The 19,900-nt window shown below is 63.3% G+C and carries 16 protein-coding genes; 4 read left to right on the forward strand and 12 right to left on the reverse strand.

Annotated elements, in window-relative coordinates; translation table 11 throughout:
* Positions 1–297: 297 nt before the first annotated feature.
* Complete coding sequence (locus FFS51_RS12785) at positions 298–1,767, forward strand: sugar transferase (protein WP_137878572.1); 1,470 nt, start codon at positions 298–300, stop codon at positions 1,765–1,767.
* Positions 1,768–2,205: 438 nt separating this feature from the next.
* Here the strand turns inward: FFS51_RS12785 and FFS51_RS12790 are convergent, their stop codons facing one another.
* The 12 genes from FFS51_RS12790 to FFS51_RS12845 all read right to left on the reverse strand — a co-directional run bounded on the left by FFS51_RS12790 (position 2,206) and on the right by FFS51_RS12845 (position 16,368).
* The gene (locus tag FFS51_RS12790) at positions 2,206–3,516 is read right to left on the reverse strand and encodes a UDP-glucose dehydrogenase family protein (RefSeq protein WP_137878556.1); all 1,311 of its coding nucleotides are present in this window, start codon (positions 3,514–3,516) and stop codon (positions 2,206–2,208) included.
* Between the two features lie 320 nt (positions 3,517–3,836).
* Positions 3,837–4,310, reverse strand: a complete 474-nt coding sequence (locus FFS51_RS14975; protein ID WP_137878557.1) for an acyltransferase — start codon at positions 4,308–4,310, stop codon at positions 3,837–3,839.
* 9 nt (positions 4,311–4,319) lie between these two features.
* On the reverse strand, positions 4,320–5,585 hold the full coding sequence (locus tag FFS51_RS12800) for an oligosaccharide flippase family protein (protein ID WP_171006190.1): 1,266 nt from the start codon (positions 5,583–5,585) through the stop codon (positions 4,320–4,322).
* A 175-nt stretch (positions 5,586–5,760) separates the two neighbouring features.
* A complete protein-coding gene (locus FFS51_RS12805; RefSeq protein ID WP_137878559.1) occupies positions 5,761–6,894 on the reverse strand; it encodes an acyltransferase family protein in 1,134 nt (377 codons plus the stop codon).
* A gap of 189 nt (positions 6,895–7,083) precedes the next feature.
* Positions 7,084–7,353, reverse strand: a complete 270-nt coding sequence (locus FFS51_RS12810) for an LbetaH domain-containing protein (RefSeq protein WP_137878560.1) — start codon at positions 7,351–7,353, stop codon at positions 7,084–7,086.
* A 74-nt stretch (positions 7,354–7,427) separates the two neighbouring features.
* Entirely contained in the window at positions 7,428–8,495 is a 1,068-nt protein-coding gene (locus tag FFS51_RS12815; protein ID WP_137878561.1) for a glycosyltransferase family protein, read from the reverse strand.
* A 4-nt stretch (positions 8,496–8,499) separates the two neighbouring features.
* A complete protein-coding gene (locus FFS51_RS12820; RefSeq protein ID WP_212742821.1) occupies positions 8,500–9,660 on the reverse strand; it encodes a glycosyltransferase family 4 protein in 1,161 nt (386 codons plus the stop codon).
* Between the two features lie 83 nt (positions 9,661–9,743).
* Complete coding sequence (locus FFS51_RS12825) at positions 9,744–11,057, reverse strand: O-antigen ligase family protein (protein ID WP_137878562.1); 1,314 nt, start codon at positions 11,055–11,057, stop codon at positions 9,744–9,746.
* A gap of 109 nt (positions 11,058–11,166) precedes the next feature.
* Complete coding sequence (locus FFS51_RS12830) at positions 11,167–12,273, reverse strand: glycosyltransferase family 4 protein (protein WP_137878563.1); 1,107 nt, start codon at positions 12,271–12,273, stop codon at positions 11,167–11,169.
* Entirely contained in the window at positions 12,270–13,436 is a 1,167-nt protein-coding gene (locus FFS51_RS12835; protein ID WP_137878564.1) for a glycosyltransferase, read from the reverse strand. The genes FFS51_RS12830 and FFS51_RS12835 overlap by 4 nt, the downstream gene beginning before the upstream one ends.
* Positions 13,429–14,541, reverse strand: coding sequence for a glycosyltransferase (locus FFS51_RS12840; protein WP_249352726.1), 1,113 nt, complete (start codon positions 14,539–14,541; stop codon positions 13,429–13,431). Before FFS51_RS12840 ends, FFS51_RS12835 begins: the two co-directional genes overlap by 8 nt.
* 381 nt (positions 14,542–14,922) lie before the next feature.
* A complete protein-coding gene (locus FFS51_RS12845) occupies positions 14,923–16,368 on the reverse strand; it encodes a tyrosine-protein kinase domain-containing protein (protein WP_137878565.1) in 1,446 nt (481 codons plus the stop codon).
* Between the two features lie 97 nt (positions 16,369–16,465).
* On the opposite strand from FFS51_RS12845, the gene FFS51_RS12850 reads away from it, so the two are divergent.
* From FFS51_RS12850 to FFS51_RS12860, 3 genes are all read left to right on the forward strand, one after another.
* Positions 16,466–17,209, forward strand: a complete 744-nt coding sequence (locus tag FFS51_RS12850) for a CPBP family intramembrane glutamic endopeptidase (protein WP_171006191.1) — start codon at positions 16,466–16,468, stop codon at positions 17,207–17,209.
* A gap of 30 nt (positions 17,210–17,239) precedes the next feature.
* On the forward strand, positions 17,240–19,039 hold the full coding sequence (locus tag FFS51_RS12855; protein ID WP_137878566.1) for a DUF4012 domain-containing protein: 1,800 nt from the start codon (positions 17,240–17,242) through the stop codon (positions 19,037–19,039).
* 163 nt (positions 19,040–19,202) lie between these two features.
* Positions 19,203–19,808 (forward strand): hypothetical protein, encoded by a 606-nt coding sequence (locus FFS51_RS12860; RefSeq protein WP_048809376.1) that lies wholly within the window; start codon positions 19,203–19,205, stop codon positions 19,806–19,808.
* Positions 19,809–19,900 lie beyond the last annotated feature (92 nt).

Raw genomic sequence — 19,900 nt, forward strand, 5'->3', positions numbered from 1 at the left:
CGCACGAGGCGATCGCCTGGAACCGGCCCGCCGACGTCCACCTCGGGCTCGCAAGCCCGACCATCCCCAACTTCGAAATCGAAGAAACCCTGCCAACTTCTTGACGCGGGACAGGACACACCGTCGTCACACACGGCTGGTAACGTGCGGCCACCGAGGGATTCACCGTTAGCCGAGGGGAGCACTGTGTCGACCGAATTTCAGGTCGATGCGACGACGGAGTCGCTATCGGACACGAACGAACCGTCTGCAGCTTTCGAGCACATCTCATCGGACGGACCTCCCGCACGTGGGAGCATGACTGCGCCCGCTACCGGAGTTGCCCCGTTCGAGCGGAGTTGGCGATCTGCCTATCAACGCAGATTGTGGATCAGCGACTCGATTGTTCTTGTGTGGGTGGTATTCGGTACTCAGATCGCATGGTTCGGTCTGGGAAACGAGCAGCTCGCAATCAGCCAGGACGACCGATTCTCCGCGGTGTCATACTGGCTCTTCTCCTTCGGCCTGATTCTGCTCTGGCTGGGCGCTCTGTCCTGGAGCGATTCACGCAGTTATCGCGTCATCGGCGCGGGCCCGACCGAGTACCTTCGCGTGGCCGACGCGAGCCTGCGGCTGTTCGGTGCGATCGCGATCGTCGCGTTCATCGCAAAAGTGGATGTCGCGAGAGGCTTCCTGCTCATCAGTCTGCCGTTGGGCGTGCTGGTGCTCATCGCAACCCGCTGGTTGTGGCGGCAATGGCTCATCGCGATGAGGCAGGGCGGCACGTATTCGGCCCGCGTGCTGCTCGTCGGCTCGCCGGCGTCCGTCGCGCAGATCGCACGCGAACTCGGTCGAAATGTCAGCGCAGGCTATCTGGTCGTGGGTGCGTGTACTCCGAGCGGGAAGGTCGGCGACACGGTGCCCGGCACCGACATCCCGATGATGGGAAGCGTCAACGCGATCGAGCGTGCGATGCAGTTGACCAACGCCGACACGGTTGCAGTGACGAGCACCGATGAGTTGCCGCCCGACAAGGTGAAGCAGATCTCGTGGTCCCTAGAGGCAGGTCGGCAACATCTTGTCCTCGCGCCCAGCATCGTCGACATCGCTGGACCGCGCCTTCATACGCGGCCTGTCGCCGGGCTCCCGCTGATCCACGTGGAAACGCCGCGCTTCTCACTTGGCCAGAAGTTCATCAAGCGCACGTTTGACGTCGTTGTCGCGGCGATCCTTGTGGTTTTGATGTCGCCTGTGCTGATCACAGTTGCGATAGCAGTCTCGTGGACGAGCATCGGACCGCTCCTCTATAAGCAGGAGCGAATTGGGCAGCACGGCAATCCGTTCAGGATGCTCAAGTTCCGTTCCATGCGAGTGGGCGCCGACAAGGAACTCAAAGCTCTCCTCGAATCTCAGGGCACAAGCGAGACGCCCCTTTTCAAGATCAAGGATGACCCACGCATCACGCCGGTCGGAAAGTTCATCCGAAAGTACTCTCTCGACGAGTTGCCCCAGCTATTCAACGTGCTCGGAGGCACGATGAGCTTGGTGGGACCTCGCCCGCAGATCGCAGCCGAGGTTGCTCTCTACACCGATGCAGCCCGCAGGCGCCTGCTCGCTCGGCCCGGTCTCACAGGTCTATGGCAGGTAAGCGGACGGTCAAGTCTTGACTGGGAGGATGCGGTGCGCCTCGACCTCTACTACGTCGAGAACTGGTCCCTCGTCGGTGACCTGGCGATCCTCATGAAGACCGCAAAGGCAGTCATCGCGCCTGGCAGCTCCGCTCACTAGCGACCGCTTTCGAACGGACATTCGTCCCGTTGCCGGAAAGGTGTCTGTCAGCCCCGGCCAACCGTCACGTCGGCGATGATCGTTGGCTCCCCTGCTGGTCATGTTCAGGCCTCCGGAGACGATTTGCCACAACCGACCCGCGGCAGCCACGTCGACACAGGGCGAGTGAGCCGGCATCGTGACCGAGCCCGCGCAAACGATCGCCCGGACGGAGCACGCGGAACGAGCCCGAGTCAGGCGAATACGCCGACAGAGGGTTCCTTCGACGGCTGCACGCTCCAATCCACCCGCTCACCGCGGGAAGGGTGTCTCCCGTCGACGACCCCGAGATCGACACGAAGGCCGTATCAAATTAGGTACCGACTCAAGCTGCGACGGTGAATCAGAGCGCCGTGACTAATGATCTGCCCCACGGGCAGCGCCCCAACGTCGCTGCGGCTACGGCCGCCCCATCCCGTAGTACGTCCATCCCGCCGCGCGCCAGGCCGCGGCATCCAGGCAGTTGCGGCCGTCGATGATGATGCGGCCCTCGGTGAGAGTCGACACGTGCTCGGGGGCCATCTGCCGGCGATATTCATCCCACTCGGTGACGACGATCACCACGTCGGCGTCACGCAACGCCTCGTCCCGGTCAGCGAGGTAGGTCAGCTGCGGATGGATGCGGCGCGCGTTCGCGATCGCCTCAGGATCGGTGACCCGCACCGAGGCCCCCAGCCCGTGCAGGCGTACCGCCACGTCGAGGGCCGGCGAATCGCGGATGTCGTCGGAGTGCGGCTTGAACGCGGCCCCCAGCACGGCGATCTTGCGTTCGAAGGCCTCTCCCCCGAGCGCATCGACGGCCAGTTGCACGGCCCGATCGCGACGACGAAGGTTGATCGCGTCGATCTCACGCAGGAAGGCGACAGACTCACCCTTGCCGAGCTCTTCGGCGCGCGCCGAGAAGGCACGGATGTCCTTGGGTAGGCATCCCCCGCCGAACCCGATGCCGGCTCCCAAGAAGCGGCGCCCGATGCGAGCGTCGTGTCCGATCGCATCTGCGAGCTGAGTGACGTCGGCGCCCGTTACCTCGGCGATCTCGGCCATGGCGTTGATGAAGCTGATCTTGGTTGCGAGGAAGGCGTTCGCCGCGACCTTCACCAGCTCCGCTGTCGCGTAGTCGGTAACGATGAAAGGCGTGCCCTTCGCGACCGAGGGGTGATAGACCTCACGAAGAATGGATGCCGCGCGCTCCCCCTCTGCACCAGCGGGGACCCCCGCCACGAGCCTGTCGGGATCGATCGTGTCTTGCACTGCCCAGCCCTCACGAAGGAATTCCGGGTTCCAGACGAGGGTCGCGCCGGTCGCTTCGACGCGAGGCGCAAGCCCCGCGGCCGTGCCGACGGGCACAGTCGACTTGCCCGCCACGATGTCGCCCTCGGAGAGGTAGGGCAGCAGCCCATCGAACGCGGCATTGACGTATGTCAGGTCAGCGGCGTATCCGTCCTTCTGCTGGGGGGTGCCTACGCCTACGAAATGCACCGCCGCACCCCGCGCGGCCGACATGTCGGTCGTGAACCTGAGGCGACCGGATGCCACGCCTTCGGCGAGGATCTCGGGCAGCCCGGGTTCGAAGAAGGGCGCCTCGCCCTTCGTCAGCGCATCGATCTTGCGCTGGTCGATGTCGATGCCGACCACCTCATGGCCGATCGACGCCATCGCGGCCGCATGCACGGCCCCGAGGTAGCCGCAACCGATGACAGAAAGCTTCATGGATCTCCCTAAAGATCAATCCGGCGACTCGGGACGATTCTGCCGACATTGTCGTTCCTAGCAGAGACACGTATCCGGACTGTAACGGCGACGGCCCCATCACTCCGCTTCGGCGGGACTTATGCGCTGACCCCCGACCCGCACGGTGAGCAGCGAGTCTGTGCACAACCTGGGATGAAAACGCGCACACCCCGTTCTCCAAAACGCGCACGACGGTACACCGGCGGGGAAGACAGAAGGTCATCCAATCATCGACAGCTTCGGCGAGAGGTGCACGCCGGATGTGCACTGGGACCGACGAGCAGCAAATACGTCCCCACCTAGACTGGCAAATTCCGCAGGTGCGTCGCCGGTACCCCGCCAACAGCAGTATGGGCGGGGACATCTCGGTTCACCACGGCGCCAGCGGCCACGATAGCCCCCTCACCTATAGTTACTCCAGCGAGGATCACCGCGCCGGAACCAATCCAGACGCCATCCCTTACGGCGATCGGTTCTGTGTGCCCCTTTCCCGCCCGCACACGTGGGTTGGAATAGTCGTGCGTGCTCGTGGTGAACGTCACTCCAATGCCGACTCCGACCCTTTCCCCGATTGACAGACCGGAGCGGTTGTCGAGCACGCAGCCGTAATTGATAGTGCTGTAGGCCCCGATTTCGAGTTCAGATGAACGAATTATTACCTGGGGGCCGATACGCGAAAATCGGCTGACTTTGGCACCCAGTGCGCGAAGCAACAGCGTGCGTAGCCTGAAGTCCAGAAGGAAGGTCCTGGCGAAGGCGTTGTAGATGAGCACTGCTCTCTCCTAACGATTCTTGATTGCAGTGAGAAGTGCCTGGAGATCACTCAAACGCGGCAGACATAGCTTGCGCACGCTCATCCCGAATCGCACATGGGCAAAATAGACGTTCATCCCCGAGGCGACGACGTTGCCCGCCAAGGTGGCGGCAGCTGCACCCATCGCGCCTAGCGTCGGAGTCAGGAGAAAGACCAATATTACGTTGACGATCGCTGCGACCAAGATCGACGTGCTGCGGAAAATCGGATATCCGCGTGCTGAGGTAGCCGTCCCGGCGACCGAGCCGGGAGCGCCAGCGATGTTAGCGAGCAGGAGCAGGAGCACCGCGGGAATCGCTGGCAGGAACGCACTCCCGAAAAGCAGCGAGATCCACAAATAGATTGGAGCTGCGATGGTGATACTCGAAACGAGCGTGACCATGACCGAGAGCCGACTTCCGAGATACATGCGCTCATCATTACGCTCGCGTGCATCAGCGGCGAAGAGCACCTGGCCCAACGCGCTCTGAGTTATTAAAACGAGATCGGTGAGGTTGACCGCGACCGCGTAAAGCCCCAGTTCATACACACCGGCAAGAGGAGTCATGACCGCTTGATCGAGACGCGATAGCAGAATTCCCGACAACGAGCCGATCCAGACTCCGAGCCCGTAACGGAGAAGTCGCGGCCGACCCCTCCGCCTCGGCACAAAGTTGGCATCTCCCGATCGAAGGAGAGCGAGATAAGCGAGCCCTCCAAGAACCGGTGTCCAGGCCAGAGTCATCACCGCCGTGATCGGAGTGAGCAATCCCATCCAGAGAAGAACAATCAGAGGAACAATTCGAAACGTCGCGGTTACATACTTCTCAGCATTAATGACGCCCCATCTGTGGGAGGCTTGTGCGGCACCTCGAAAGGCTCCGATAACAAGCGTCGGGGCGATGGCGAACCCTGCTAATCTGATCACCACCGTAAGTTCGGTGTCTCCGCCTGCTACCCAGGGGGCGGCCAGATAGTTCACCACTGTGAGTAGTACACCGGTCGCCAACAGATAGAACGACACGCGAAGGACCACCACTCCGGGCCGGGCGAGCCGGGACGCGATGAAGTATGTCGCGGCATCGGTGAGACCAAGGGTGCCTACAGCCGAGAGAAGCAGTAGGAGCGAAGTGCCGGCTGCCACCTCACCACGACCGCTAACCCCTAGCGAGTGCGCAATGATCGGCGCGGTTGCGAACGCGGCGAGAGGCAGAGCGAGGTTGCCTACGGCGACCGTGAAGATACTTCGAGACACGGATCGATGCGACACAGGGAGACACTATCGAAGGCCCTGTTTCACGCGGGTAAACCCAGGATGGATCATCTGTGAGCCCACTATTTCGTCGGAAAGGCCGGTCCCTACCCGTCGAGCTACTCCGTTGGACACCTCTCTGCAAGTCATCGGTCGAAGAGCCGGATCTTTGGGCACATTACATCGTCGGAACTGCCCGGTATCGCCATGACGCGGGTGAGACACCGATGAGCACGGGCGCTAGCGGCGTCCGTGCGGTCACGAAAGCAGCTAGCCAGGGCACCAGAAGTGCGAGAAGGAAGTCGATCACCGAGCCGTCTGCCGGCGCGTTCAACAACCAGAGGATCGCTGCGTGGGTGAGGATCACCATCGTCCCGCAGGTGGCCAAAGCGACAATGGTCCGTCCGACGGCGATACCCAGCATCGGAATGAGCGCCTCGGCGAGGACGAGCAGCCCCGCGCAAATCAGGATAGAGACGAGCACGCTGAGCCCGGGCGTTCCGAAGTCCGCTCGTTTCATGTCTAGAGGCGCCGACCACCCGAGCGCGACGACGACCGCCGAGAGCACGAGCGCGCCGAACGCAAGCGGAACGAGGCGAGCGATCCGGTTGCGTACGCGACGAAAGGCGAATCCCGCCACCATGAAGATCAATGCGGGCACCGAGATCCCCACGCTCAGCGGGATCTCTGCAATCAGATCCGGAACGGCCGCGGCGGCGACGAGACCGCAAGCCCCGAGGCCCGCGACCAACCAGGGCCAGCGGTCCAGAGCCCGGAAGATCACGCAGGCCGCGAACAGAGCGCTCATGAACCAGAAGGCCGAGAATGGGCGTCCGATGTAATCTCCGCCCATGAGCAGGCGGAGCGGCATCGTCGGGGTCAACTGCCCCCTGAGCGCCAGCCATCCGAGGAACACTGCCCCAATGACGACCAGCCACGCGAGGTACGGCCGCCCCAGGGTGCGCCACCGGTTGCGGAACTCGGCACCCAGGGTGCGCCCGGGTGCCCACAGGTAGCCGCTGAGAAAGAAGAAGACGGGGACGTGCCAGGTGTAGAGGAGCTCTCGCGCGGTTCCGTTGCTCCACACGTGACCGGCCACGACGGCGACGATCCCCACGACACGGACGGCATCGATCGCGGCCGAACGAACCTTGAGCATGGTCGAACGATAGCGGACCGAAAGCGCGACCACGCACGCCTCGTCACTTCGGCGCACAATGGCGCCGATCGGAACCTGAGGTCGAATGTCCATTGCGAAACAACGACGGGCCTGTCGGAAGCGGGGTTTCGACGCCCAGAGCAGCCCGGTCATCTACAGACCGATCAGTGAGACAAAATTCCCCGACTGCCGACCGGTCTCCGGGCGGACGATCTCGTCGCGGGCGGCCCAGCCCAGATCCGCCGGGCAGATACTGTGCGCAAGTACGAACCCGACATCGATTACCGCTCCGGCACCGATCTTCAATCCCTGCCTCGACCTGAACAGCACCGGTGGGTTGGCTCAAATCATCACGCCGTCCTCGACCACGATGTGATCACCGGACCGAGTCGCGGCGGCCAGACGGCTCATCTCGGCCCGACCGAGCGTGACGCCCTGATACTGCTTCACGTTGTCCCCCAAGACCGTGGCCTCGTGCAGGGCGAGCCCGACAGCCCGTGCGTACGAGGGAACTCGATGCCGAGCACCACGGCGCGGGTGGAATCGATGCTTCGCCACGTCAGTAATCGCCGCGCGATCGTTCCAGCGAAGCGCCGAAGCTCCGAGGCGCATGCGAGCCAGTCTATTCAAGAGTGTTGTCGTCGAGAATTGTCTTGATCGAGACGCGTCAGTGACATGGTCGCCATTCAGGGTTGTCGCGGGCGAAGCGAGCGGGCGAACCGTAGCAGTTCTTGCGCCTTACGCGACCAGTCCTGACTCGCTGCATGTGCGACCCCGGCTAGATTGGCGGCGGCATTCGCCGCCCCCGCGGCGGCCGCGAAGGCCGAGAGGAGTGAGGTGTCGGAATCGTACGTGAAGATTCCGACGTCGGCATTCGGCGCGAGTTGAGAAGTTTGCCGAGAGACCACCACGAGGCCGGCGCTCAGATACTCATACAGCTTCATCGGACTCCGACCGGCATTGAGCGGATCCGAAGACAACGGGAGCAGTCCGATCCGAGATCGAGACAACTCGAGGGGAATCTGGGGGTAAGGAACCGGGCCGAGGATCTCGACGTTATTGGGGAATGGCCGGGGGGGCGAACCGGGGCCGACGATAGAGAAGGTCCACTCGGGGAAACCGCGGGACAGGATTTCGATCGCATTCCAGTCGAACCGCCCGTCCAAGGCGCCCACGTATGTGGCGCTCCTCCTTCGAGGCCCGTCGGCCGACGCGAAGGAAGCGTGTTCAACGCCATTCTCCATCACCATTGACGGGATCTCGAGTGGGCCAAGGCCCTCGAGGACGGTTCTCGAGGTCGCGACGACGCCGTCCACGTGTCTTAGGATCTGACGCTGCCTTCGTTCCTTCACCCCCTCCAGATAGAGATCCGTAGGCCGGTACACGAGTGTTCCGGAGACGTCGCGAAGTGTTCTCGACCACATCATCGGCTCATCGACGAAGGTGACGTCTGCTCGCTTCCAGCCGACATTCCCCAGTACGGAGCCCCACCTGGCCTGGCGCAGGTATCGAACCGGGAGAACCGTCCGTGGGATGAGGTCGATCACCCCGGATCTCGATCCATTGGCATTGGATCGATAGGCCGTCATCTGCGAGGCATCGACGCGACGAAGGAGTTGGTGCACCAGGGAGAACGAGGTCGATACGTGCAGTACCTCATGCCCTTGCACCGCCAGCTCTCGGGAGAGGTGATGGCTGCCGACGCGGAAGACACCGGACGGGTAGGTGTGGCTGACGAAGAGTACTCGGGTCATCGGATCATCGCACTGCGTCGCCGAGCGCGGACAGGTACGCGCCGTGGGTTTGCTCGGCCATAGTCCGCCACGAGAAGCTCCCAACCCGCGCCCTGCCGACGGTCGAGAGCTCCGCTCGCCTCTCGGGGTTGTCGATCACGGCCAAAATCGCCCGTGCGATGTCGGGGACGCTGAGGGGATCGAAATACTCCGCCGCATCTCCGTACACTTCGGGAAGGCAGGTCGCATCGGAGCTCACCACGGGAGTGCCCCAGAGCATGGCTTCGAGACCCGGCAGGCCGAATCCCTCCATGAGGGAGGGGAACACGTAAGCGATTGCTTGCTGATAGAGAGTGTTTCTTTCAGCGACCGATACGAACCCGGAAAAATGCACGCCTTCAGCGGCGACTGCCGCGACGTGTTCCATCGTCATCCGCGCGGCGCCGTTGATCGATCCGGCGAAGACCAGCCCTACTCCCGGTCGCTCACGACGAACGAGCTGATGGGCGTCGACCAGCCTGTTGATGTTCTTATAGGAGCTATGACTGCCGACATATAGAAGGAACTCCTGGAACGGCAGGTCGACCGGCGAGGTCTCATGAGACTCGATCTCTGCGGCCTCGTAGGTCACGACAGTGCGATCCGCGATTCCCGGCCACAGGCGAACGACCTCCTCGCGTGTGAAGCGGGTTGGGCATAGCACGACCGACGACTTGTGTGCAGCGCTACGGAAGGCGACCCTTCCCACCAACTGCTTGAACCTGAACATCAGGGGATTCTTGTCGATGTTCACGGTCTTCAACAGGGTGAGATCGTGAAAGGTGGTCACGCGTCGACCCCGGTACAGGATCGGCTGCTGAGGCATGCAGAAATGCACTAGATCGAACTTTCTGGCATTGAGGAAACGAAGAAAATTCCACTGCTCGGCAAGCGAATAATTGGCATAGTTCGCCACCGCGACGGCGAAGTTCGAGGCTCGCGGCTTCCAAAATTCTCGGTCCTTCTCCGGAACCAGAACGGTGTACTCGTTGTGGGTATCGACATCCTGAAGGTGTTCCAGGAGTCTTTGAACATAGGTCCCCGTGGACGTGTTGATGATGCGTGCGTCGATCGCGATCCGGAATCGGGGTTCCGACGTAGATCGGGAAGAAGTGTGTTCTCTCAAGTCCTTGGCTTTCGCTTCCAAAACACGGTTACCTAGTAGAAACGTTCATCATCAGCGATCACGTCCGTCCTCACGGCACACCACTCTCCTCCGCGTGTTCGAGATCATGTGGAGAAGGACTCCCTGACGGGGACTCGCACAAGCGGCTCGCTAGCGCGAGCGGACGACGACGGGAGGAGATCTTCGCCCCGATCGTCCAGTGGGGAATTGACGACGGCCATCCCGATCAGGACGAACAACACAGGACCCACCAGCGTGACGTTGCCGATCGAACTGAACGTGAGGGTCAGTGTCACCGCGGCGATGGACGCTGCTAGCGGCCCGCGTAGCCGACGATGGCCTCGCCGCGGGAGAAGTAGCACGACGAGGGTCGCCACGAGGACGGTGACGATCGGGATGCCGAAGTCGATGAGAAGCTGGATCAGCGAACTCTCGAAACTCGTCGAAAGACCGCTAGCTTGGGCGACGGCGCTGAAACTTCCCATCCCCGAGCCAATTACAGGAAGACTTGACCAGTTCTCCGCGTACCAGCCGTATGAGATTCTCCTAAGCTCGGCGGAGCTGTCGTCGAGGCTGAACCTCTGGAATGTCGAGAGCGAACCTGCGAAGAAGACGACGCACAGGCTTCCGAGACCGATGAGGACTGAGAGGAACAATCGCGTCGTCGGAGCGGTATCAGCACGCAGGATCAGATATAGCACGGCGACCGACGCGATGACGAGGGAAAGCCGGGTCTGGGATACCAGGACTCCCGTGTAGAGCACCACGGCAAGGCCGAACTGGAGTCTGGCACTACGTATTACTACGAGCAACGGGATGGAGCATGCGGCGAAGAACCCGAAGACGAGCGCATGCCCCGTAGTACTCATCGGCCGATCAAAGGCGTTCGCGTTATACCAGGCGTATGCTGCTTGATTTGCCTCAATGTAGAAGAGGTACCGGCCAGAGATAAACTCGGCGATTCCTCCGATGGAGACGACCGCCGCGAGAGCCACAATAAGGAGGGCCAGTTGTTTAACAATCGACCGCTGCTCGGTGGCGGCAATTAACACGATGATCAAGGCGAGTATCGGTACGCCGACCTCCTCCGAGAAGATCTGTAGCCGCCCCCGACCAACGATCGTAGCGACGAGCATGACCACACCTATGCCGAACAGACTGAGGATCGCTGGGTGGAAGCGGATTGCTTTAGCCACAGCGCTGGGACGCGAAACCAGCTGAATAACAAACATCGAAATGATCAACCAACTCGCCGGATGAAGCCCGATGGGCAGAGCACTGTCGCCGAAGCTCTGCATCTCCGCTTCGGGCACGAGAGTCCACAGGACCAGATATAGGCCGACCGCCCAGTGCGCGCGCCGACGAAGCAAGATCGCCAAGATCAATGCGACGCCGACTATGAAAACGGTCGTGATCATTGACCGAACCTATCCCCGCCGCAGACTCGGCGGGCGCTGAGCGTGACGACGTTCCTCGGTGACCACTGACAAGCAGACGTATAGCCAAGATTGCGGAACCTTTTTCCGCTCATGACGCACTCCGCTCGTTCACGAGTTCTTCCAGCAGTGTCGCGTATGCTGCGGCCGAAGCAGAGACGGTGTTTGAAGAGGGAAGTGAAATACGGTCATAATCCAGGCGATCGGCAGCCCTAATGGCGGCCGCCAATGCGCTGGGCACCCCATCAGCAACGATCACCCCATAGGGGAGCTCCGCAAATCCTGCGGCACCGGCCGTCGTGGTGACGAAAGGACGGTGCGCGCGAAGAGCCTCTAGCGCCACCGTGGGAAGTCCCTCGTTGCCGAGCGACGGTGCGACGACGACGCTCGCCCGCCGGTAGAAGCCGTCGATCTCAGAGTTGTTGACCCTCCCGAAGAACTCGACGCGATCACGCACGCCCACCGTGGAGGCGAGCTTCTCGAGCCGCGTCGCCTCCACCCCGTCACCGACTACAAGCAACTTCGCATCCGTCGACGTCAGTGCCTCGATGACCAGGTGCACACCCTTCTGCCGGTCGAGCCGCCCCACGAAGAGAATAGTTCGAATGGGTCCGTTCTCCTCTGTGCGGGAATCATCCACAGCGGGCTGGATCCCATTCGGAATCTCATGAATTCTCGGGGGGCGGAGGCCCGGCGGCAAAGACTCGATTGACCGGGAGACCGTCGGACTGATCGCCACGACACAGTCGTACCGCGGGTAGATCGCAAGGTCGGAGACCAGGCCTCTCATCGCGCGCGCCGCGCCGACGAACCCCCGTAGACCCCCAGCGCGGGCCCGCCGTCTAGCCTCCAACAGTGAGGTGCCGTGGGCTTGCATCACCACGGGGTAGCGGCGATCAGAATTGCGTGCAGCGCGGTGTGCTGCCGCGCTTACGCCCAGCACGGCATCCGGGCGATCGTGCTGGCAGTACGCGTCGACGGCCATCATCCATTCGTGGGTGTAGGAACCGGGGGCGCCCTCCAACACATGCAGATCGAACGGGTATTTCCCCGTTGGGCCCGCGGGTTGGGGAAACGGCGTGGTTAGCATCGTCACGTCGTGATTCTTCGCCAGCTCACTCGCGAGAACGAATGCGATCTCCTCCATCCCGCCCCCGCCGTGCTCAGGAAGCGACCGGGACGCTAGGACGAGCCTCATGATCGATCCCGATGGTCACGGAGTACCTCGTCGTAGAGTCCCTCTAGCGCAGCTGTGCGCGTGCGAATGTCGAACTCGTTCGTCGCACGCAGTCGTCCAGCCTCGCCCAGTGACCGCGCTCGTTCGGGATTCTTCAGCAACTCAGCCACTTTCCGGCTCAGTTGCGCGACATCGCCCTCGTCGGCCAACAGACCGGTGACTCCGTCGACGACTGCTTCCCTCACGCCGCCGTGCCTATACGCAATCGACGCCAGGCCCGCTTGGGACGCCTCGAGGAACACCATGCCGAACCCCTCCGCATCGCCATCCGGGGCGGTCTTGGACGGAGCGACGAAGATCGATGCCTCACTCATCTTCCGGCGAACGCCCTCATGATCAAGCGCTCCCGTGAAACTCACATTGAGGCCGAGATCGAGCGCCTTCCTCTCAAGATCCGATCGCTCTGGTCCGTCACCGACAATCGTGACCGGAGTAGCTCTGAGTGGAGCATCGATCAGAGCGATTGAGTCCAGCAGGTCATCGACCCCCTTCTTAGGGACGAGTCGACCGACGAACAGGATGCCGGCCCGTTCCTCGGCCCGAGCGCCAGAGACCGGTGGCACTACCTTCGAACCGATAGGCATCACACGGATCTTTGCAGGCGGTGCACCGGCCGACCGCACATTGTCGGCGATGTACTCGGACACCGCGATGATGACGCTGGCGTAGTCGAAGACCCCCCGCAGGTCGCTCTGGTAACGCCTCGCGGCAATGTCATTTCCGAAGAGGAGCCGGCTGGCATCGAAGCCGTGAAAAGTAACGACCAGAGGGAGCGATCGCTTCTTCACTGCCGGGAGAACCGTGACCGCGCCCGTACCGAAGTGCGCGTGGACGATATCGACCGAATCGCGCCGGAGTCGGTTAGCTATTCGAGCCTGCGCGAGCCGGGTGCTCCTCAGACGGCCAGCTACCCTTCGAGGAACAACACGCGGGACCGCGACCCATGCCAATTCGTCGGCCGGAGTGCTGCGGAAGAGACCGAGCGGTACCGGTTGCCACGCGTTCATCGCCTGCATCTGATCCCGGATGAACGTCTCCGAACGGGGGAGCCATTCATCCCGCCAAACCGCGACCCGCCTGCGGGAAGACCCCCAGCGGTCGGCGAGCGTAGCGGAGTTATCCACTTGAAGTCACCCACTCTACGATCTGTGACCGAAACCTGTCTGCAGAGAACTGATCCACCGAAGCCGAGACTTTGCGCCGATCCATCAAGAGCGCGGCGCGTATCGCTTCACTCACCGCGGCCGCGTCGTTGAAATCGTCGACTGTCACGCCGCCGCCTGTCAGCCGGGTGGACTCAGCGGCGCCCCCACTCCCAATACTCACTACGGGCGCACCCGCGGCCATAGCCTCGATCGGCATGATCCCGAAGTCCTCCACTGCCGGGAACACGAAGCACGCGGCTCTCCAATAGAGGTTGAAGAGCAATTGGTCGGAGGGGGACATCAGAATCGTCACCGGGACGCTGGCGGCGGCGGCCAGTTCTCGCAACGCCTGCTCCTCGGGGCCGGATCCCGCAATGACGACGGGTAGACCACTGGCTTCCCCGGCCCGGATCACCAAGTCGAGCCTCTTGTACCGCACAAACCGGGACGCGCCGAGAACAAACGGAGATGGCAGCATGTCGAGTAGGCGCAAGTCCTCATCAGCAAGTGTCGGGTCGTCCCGCGCTACGCTCCGGACTTTCTGAAGATTGACTGGTGGGTAGATGACCTTGGCCTCGATGTCCCAGCACTTCGCGATCCGATCCGCGGTGTAACGACTGTTTGTCGAGATCGACGTCGCCTCGCCCGCGCGCCGCTTATCGATCGGCTTGATCACTCGTGACGCCGCTCGCGCGAGACTGGAGCCACCGCGGGAATCAAGCTCCGGCGCCCAGATGTATCTAGCCGGAGTATGCACATACACGTACTTGGGCACCACACGCGACGTGAGGAGCTTGAGGTGGTGTGCGAAGAGGTGGGAACTAATGAGCGCCCATTCGTAGTCCGCTCGATCCGGAATGCGACGCCAAGTCGGCAGAAGGAACGGCAGCGCCGCGGCCTTGTGTCGACGCAGAGGCGTCTTTGCAAGCCAGCTCTCGTATGTGCGGGGCCCGAATCGGGCGTTCGTGTCGTCCCACAAGACCTGGACGTCCGCGTCTGGATAGCACCTCACGAACTCGTCGACTACACGCTCGGCACCGCCCGCCGGCTCCGCCCATTCGTGGACTATTAGACCAGTCAACACACGTCCTCTCGGGATGGAAAGCTGCTCGCCATCCTGCCAATCTCAAGTCGGGAGCACTGGGACAGCCCGGTCGCCGACGTTCCCTCCTTGCGAATGCTCGAGCTATTGTCCGACGCCCATCTCGGCCCGTGGCGCGGGACGCGGGCTACAAAGACGAGCGAACCTGGAGCTACGAAGAGCCCCCGGTCGTGATGGAGTCGAGCGTGACAACCGCGACCTGAGCGACGCCGCGAGTGCGCAAGCACGGAAAAGCGTGGGGAAGTTCGCGTCGGGTCCAGAAGACAGTCGATAATCATCAATTCCCCCCTCATGATGCGTTAGTCGATCCCGAGACAACGAGAAGTGAATCGTTCTGGGGTGTTGCCGGCGGAGTGCCCGCATCTAATCAACGACCACACTTCCGGGACCTTTGGCCCCCCGCTTTGGCTTACTCCTCGCACGAGCTGATGAGGCTGTATAGCCGCCATATGCGCCGCCGTACCCGTACCCATACCCATACCCATACCCATAGGCATCCGGACCTTTAATGGGAACCATGGACATCACGATGCCGGCGACACGGGCCCCCACGGTCTCAAGGGCGTCGAGGGCTGCACCTAGTTGACCCTTCGTCGTGCGTCCGGCCGCCACAACCACGAGAGCACCCGCGGACACTTTCGACAGGATTGCTGCGTCGGTCACGGGGAGAAGGGGAGGAGCGTCCAGGATCACGATGTCGAACTCACGCGCGAGCACCTCGAGCAACTGCGACATCTGTGCCGACCCAAGTAGTTCGCTCGGGTTGGGCGGCACCTTTCCGGCGGGGAGTGCGTATAGCGAGCGCTGGCCCCATGGGAGCATGACGTCGGTGAGTCTTGCCCGCCCGATGAGCACGTCAGTGAGGCCGGCACCTCCTTCAACGCCGAGATACTCCGCGACCTTCGGCTTCCTTAGGTCCGTGTCGACAAGCGCCACTCGCTTGCCAGCATCAGCGAGCGCAATCGCGAGATTCACGGAGGTCGTCGACTTACCCTCCGAGGGGAGACTCGACGTGACGACGAAAACGTGACCACCATCCATCTCGAGGAACTGCAGATTGGTTCGTAGTGCGCGGAATGACTCTGAACGAGCATTGTGCGGATCGGCCTGGAGAATGATCGGCCGCTCCGCGGCCTTCGGATCGAAGGGGATGGCGCCGATAATCGGCCGCTCCGTTATCGCGACGACGTCGCGGACGGAACGCACCTTCGTGTCGAGCACGTGGCGGAGAACCGCAATTCCGGTGCCGAGAATCAAGCCAATGAGACCCCCCACTGCAAGATTGAGGGGAACGTTGGGACTCACTGGCGATGTGGGAGCTGTCGCGGTTGTCGTCGTGGTGAGCTTCACTGTGCTCCCACCACTAGCAGTGGACGGCTCGATCTCGGGAACGGTCTCGGTAAGACTCTCGCTCACCGCATTGGCGATATCAGCTGCCCGTTGCGGACTTTCATCCGTTGCGGCGATCTGGATGAGTGTCGTGTTCAACGCGTTCGTCGCCGTGATGTGTGACGCGAGACTGTCGACCGACGTATTGAGTTGCAGCCTGTCGATCGTCTTCTGAAGCACAGTCTGCTGTGTTACTAGCTTCGTGTAGGTGGTCACGCGCGCCTGTGTGAAGGTCGATCCCTGCTGGAGCTCCTGCACCGTGTTTCCCTGCTGAGTCGACACGAACACTGTCGCCTCTGCCTGGTACATGGGGGTCCGAGTGAGTGAGTAGCCCGCGGCCGCCCCCAGCCCGATGAGGGTGATGGCGACGATGACGAGCCAGTTCTTTCGCAGAACTCTGATGTAGTCGCTGAGCTCCATGGCGCCTTTCCCCGGTGATACGGGCTTCATCCTGCCACAACGCATGTTTCTGACTGGTGACCGCGACGCAACGAACGTGCGCCGGTACTCTGGCCGCGTGACCGACCCGCTCACCGACGAACCCTCCCCCGTGAGCACACGTCGCGCGACCCGCCACCAATGGGGCTTGCGCGTGCTCGGCGTCTCGCTGTCGGCGCTGGCGCTCGCGATCCTCATCTCGGCCACCGCGCTCAGCGCCGCTGACCTTGCGACCGGCACTCTCATCGCCGACGTCGCGGTGCTCGCCGCGATGGCGACGGGAGTGGTCGTCGGCTTCGTCTACGGGGCGCCCCGGGGCATCCTTCGATTCCGGGCGCGAGACCTGCTCTACGGCGTCGTCATCGGACTCGCCCTGCGCCTTGTGCAAGGCCTCGTCGCCCAGGCGGCACAAGGAGGAGCGGCCGCCTGGCCCACCGCCACCCTCGATCTGCAGTGGGTCGTGTTCGGCGCCCTCGTGCCGGTCGTCGTCTCACCCCTTCTCGAGGAGCTCTTCTTCCGAGGGGTGCTGCTGCTCTCCGCCGACACGGTGTTCCGACGCCTCACGGGCAGCCGCGTGCTTGCGGGCATCGCGGCGACCCTCGTGAGCAGTGCACTGTTCGTTCTCGCGCACGGTCTGACGTCGACGCTCGACGTCAGCGCCATCGTCTCGCTGGGCGCCGTGGCGCTCGTCACCAGCACGATCGTTCTCGTGCAGCGACGACTGTGGACCGCCATTGTCGTTCACGCAGTGTTCAACGTCACATTCGTCATCTTGCAGCTCGCAGGGTCCCTCGGCACCGCGGGGGCACCGGCGTTGTCGTGACAGCGGATGCCTCCCGCTTAGGGTGATCGCATGACCGCCGCCCGTGCACGCCGCTCTCGCCACGCGCGCCGCTGGGCGATCTACGCCTGCTGGGGCGTGCTCGCCGTCGCCGTCGCCGTCGGAACATGGGTCGGCGTGCGCGGAGCCCTGGCCGCACAGCATCTACTCGAGGCGAAGTCACTCGCGAGCACCGTGCAGTCGAGCATCTCGAAAGACCCTGCCGGAGCACGTGCGGCTCTGTCGCAGCTCGAGGCCGACGCCAGCGAGGCCCGCGCCCTCACCAGCGACCCGATCTGGTCGGCGGCGTCCCACCTGCCCTGGATCGGCCCCCAATTGCACGCCGTCTCCACGCTCGCGACCGCGCTGCATGCGACGTCGACCGACGTGATCGAGCCGCTCGTGTCGGCGACCGACAATCTCAACCTCTCGCTGTTCACCCCGAAGGACGGCGCCATCGACCTGACGCCCGTCGCGGCGCTCGCGCAGCCGTCTGCCGGCGCGGCGACCGCCGCGGCCCAGGCGAGCGCCGAGGTCAACAGCCTCGACCGTTCGGCACTCCTGCCCGCTCTGCGCGCACCCGTGACCGAGGCATCCGATCTGCTCAGCACTGTCGCCGAGGGCACCGACGCCCTGCGACGCACGACCGCGCTGTTGCCGGCGATGCTCGGAGCGGACGGCCCGCGCAACTATCTGCTGATGTTCCAGAATCCGGCCGAGCTGCGCACGCTCGGCGGCATCGCGGGCGCACTCGCCCTGGTGCACACCGATCACGGCAAGATCACGTTCACCGTCGAGGACATCCAGAAGGTGCTGCCGAACACCGGTGAGCCCGTGACGACACTCGATGCCGCCACGCTGGCGCTCTTCAGCGAGAAGCCGGCGACCTACTACCAGAACATCACCTCGGTGCCCGACTTCGCGACGGCCGCGCAGCTGCTGCAGGACTTCTGGAAGCGCACTCAGAGCACACCGATCGACGGAGTGATCAGCGCAGACCCGGTGGCACTCAGCTACCTGCTGAGCGCGACCGGCCCGCTTTCGCTGCGCACCGGGGACACCCTGAGCGCCGACAACGCCGTGCAGCTGCTGCTCAACGAGGTCTACCTGCGGTACGGCGCCGACACCCCCGCGAAGGCCAATGCGCAGCAGAACGCGTTCTTCGCGGTCGCGGCCACCGCTGTGTTCAACGCCCTCTCGTCGGGAAAGGGCGACCCCGCGAAGCTGATCGACGCGCTCGGACGGGCGGGCTCGGAGCGACGCCTGCTGATCGCGAGCAACCATCCGACTGAACAGGCCGTACTCGACGGCACCCTGCTGCAGGGCACGCTGCCCGAGGCATCCGTCGACCAGACCCCGGTCGCGATGTATCTCATGGACACGGTCGGATCGAAAATCGACTACTACCTGCAGGTCGGTGCGGATGTCTCGTGGTGCGGCGCACCTGCGGTGAACACCCCTGGGACGGCGTCACTCAACGTCACACTCACGAGCACCGTGCCCGCCGACGGGGCGACCGCTCTCCCCTGGTACATCACCGGCGGCGGGGCCTTCGGAACAGCCCCCGGCATCGTCGGTGTCGCGGTGACGGTCTATCTACCATCCGGCATGCAACTCGCGCAATCTGCATCGACAAGCACCGGGGCACCGATCACAGTGTTCAGCGACCGGGGCCGAACGGTGCTGAGGTGGAACGAAAACCTTGCGCCGCAAGGGAAGTCGGCGGTCTCAATCCGGCTCGCCAGCGACCACGCGAGCGCTCCGCTTTCGCTGGTGGCCACCCCGACTATTTACCCAATCGAAACATCTGGGCTGGGAAATACCTGCGGTTAGCCGCCATACTGGCTGTGCGGTGTCGATGGGGGTCCGCTAGCGGGGGTATCCGTTGGGGGAAACATTCATCGGACAGTTCGGCTGGCGCGGCACCGCAGAGAGCGACCGGTCCCCCCCCGTCGCAGATCTCCATCCCATCACTGCCACCGAACAGGAACACCACATGACGCACAAGATCAAGCGGGCCCTCGCCATCACGGCGATGGCGCTGATGCTCGCGGTGGGTGGCGCTTTCGTCGCACAGCCCGCCTTCGCTGCGGGTTACTCGGGCACCCCGAGCGACCCGACTCCGACCCCCGAGACGATTCCGGCCGGTGTGCCGATCCTCGCCCCGGGCGTTGCTCCGACTCTCCCCGGACCTGGCCAGTCGGCCACGTTCGCGCTCTCGGGTTACAACCCGGGTGAGGTCGTCACCTTCACCCTCACCGGTGAAGGCATCGACGCTGCTTCCCTCGCCACGATCATCAAGTCGGTCGTCGGCACCGCCTCGGTCACCAAGAAGGCGAACTCGTCTGGCCAGATCCTCCTTACGGTCAACATCCCCGTCGGCGCCAGCGGCTTCTCGCTGGGCGGCGGCAACCTGCCCGCCGTCACCGGCGGCGGAAGCAGCGGCACGACCACCAACCCCGGCAGCTCGCTCCCGCGCACGGGTGCGGACTCGACCATGCTGCTCACCCTCTGGGTGGCCGGCGGCGCTCTCGCCCTCGCGGGCGCGTCGATCGTGGTCGGCACGGCGGTTCGCCGCCAGCGCGCAACGGTCGCCAAGTAACTCCCCAAAAGCGAAGGGGCCCCGGACACTGTCCGGGGCCCCTTCGTCGTTCTCGGCTTTCGAGGACCCCCATCCTCGGCGCCGACCCGGGC

This window comes from Microbacterium sp. 4NA327F11, assembly GCF_005503465.1.
Lineage (GTDB): Bacteria > Actinomycetota > Actinomycetes > Actinomycetales > Microbacteriaceae > Microbacterium > Microbacterium ginsengisoli.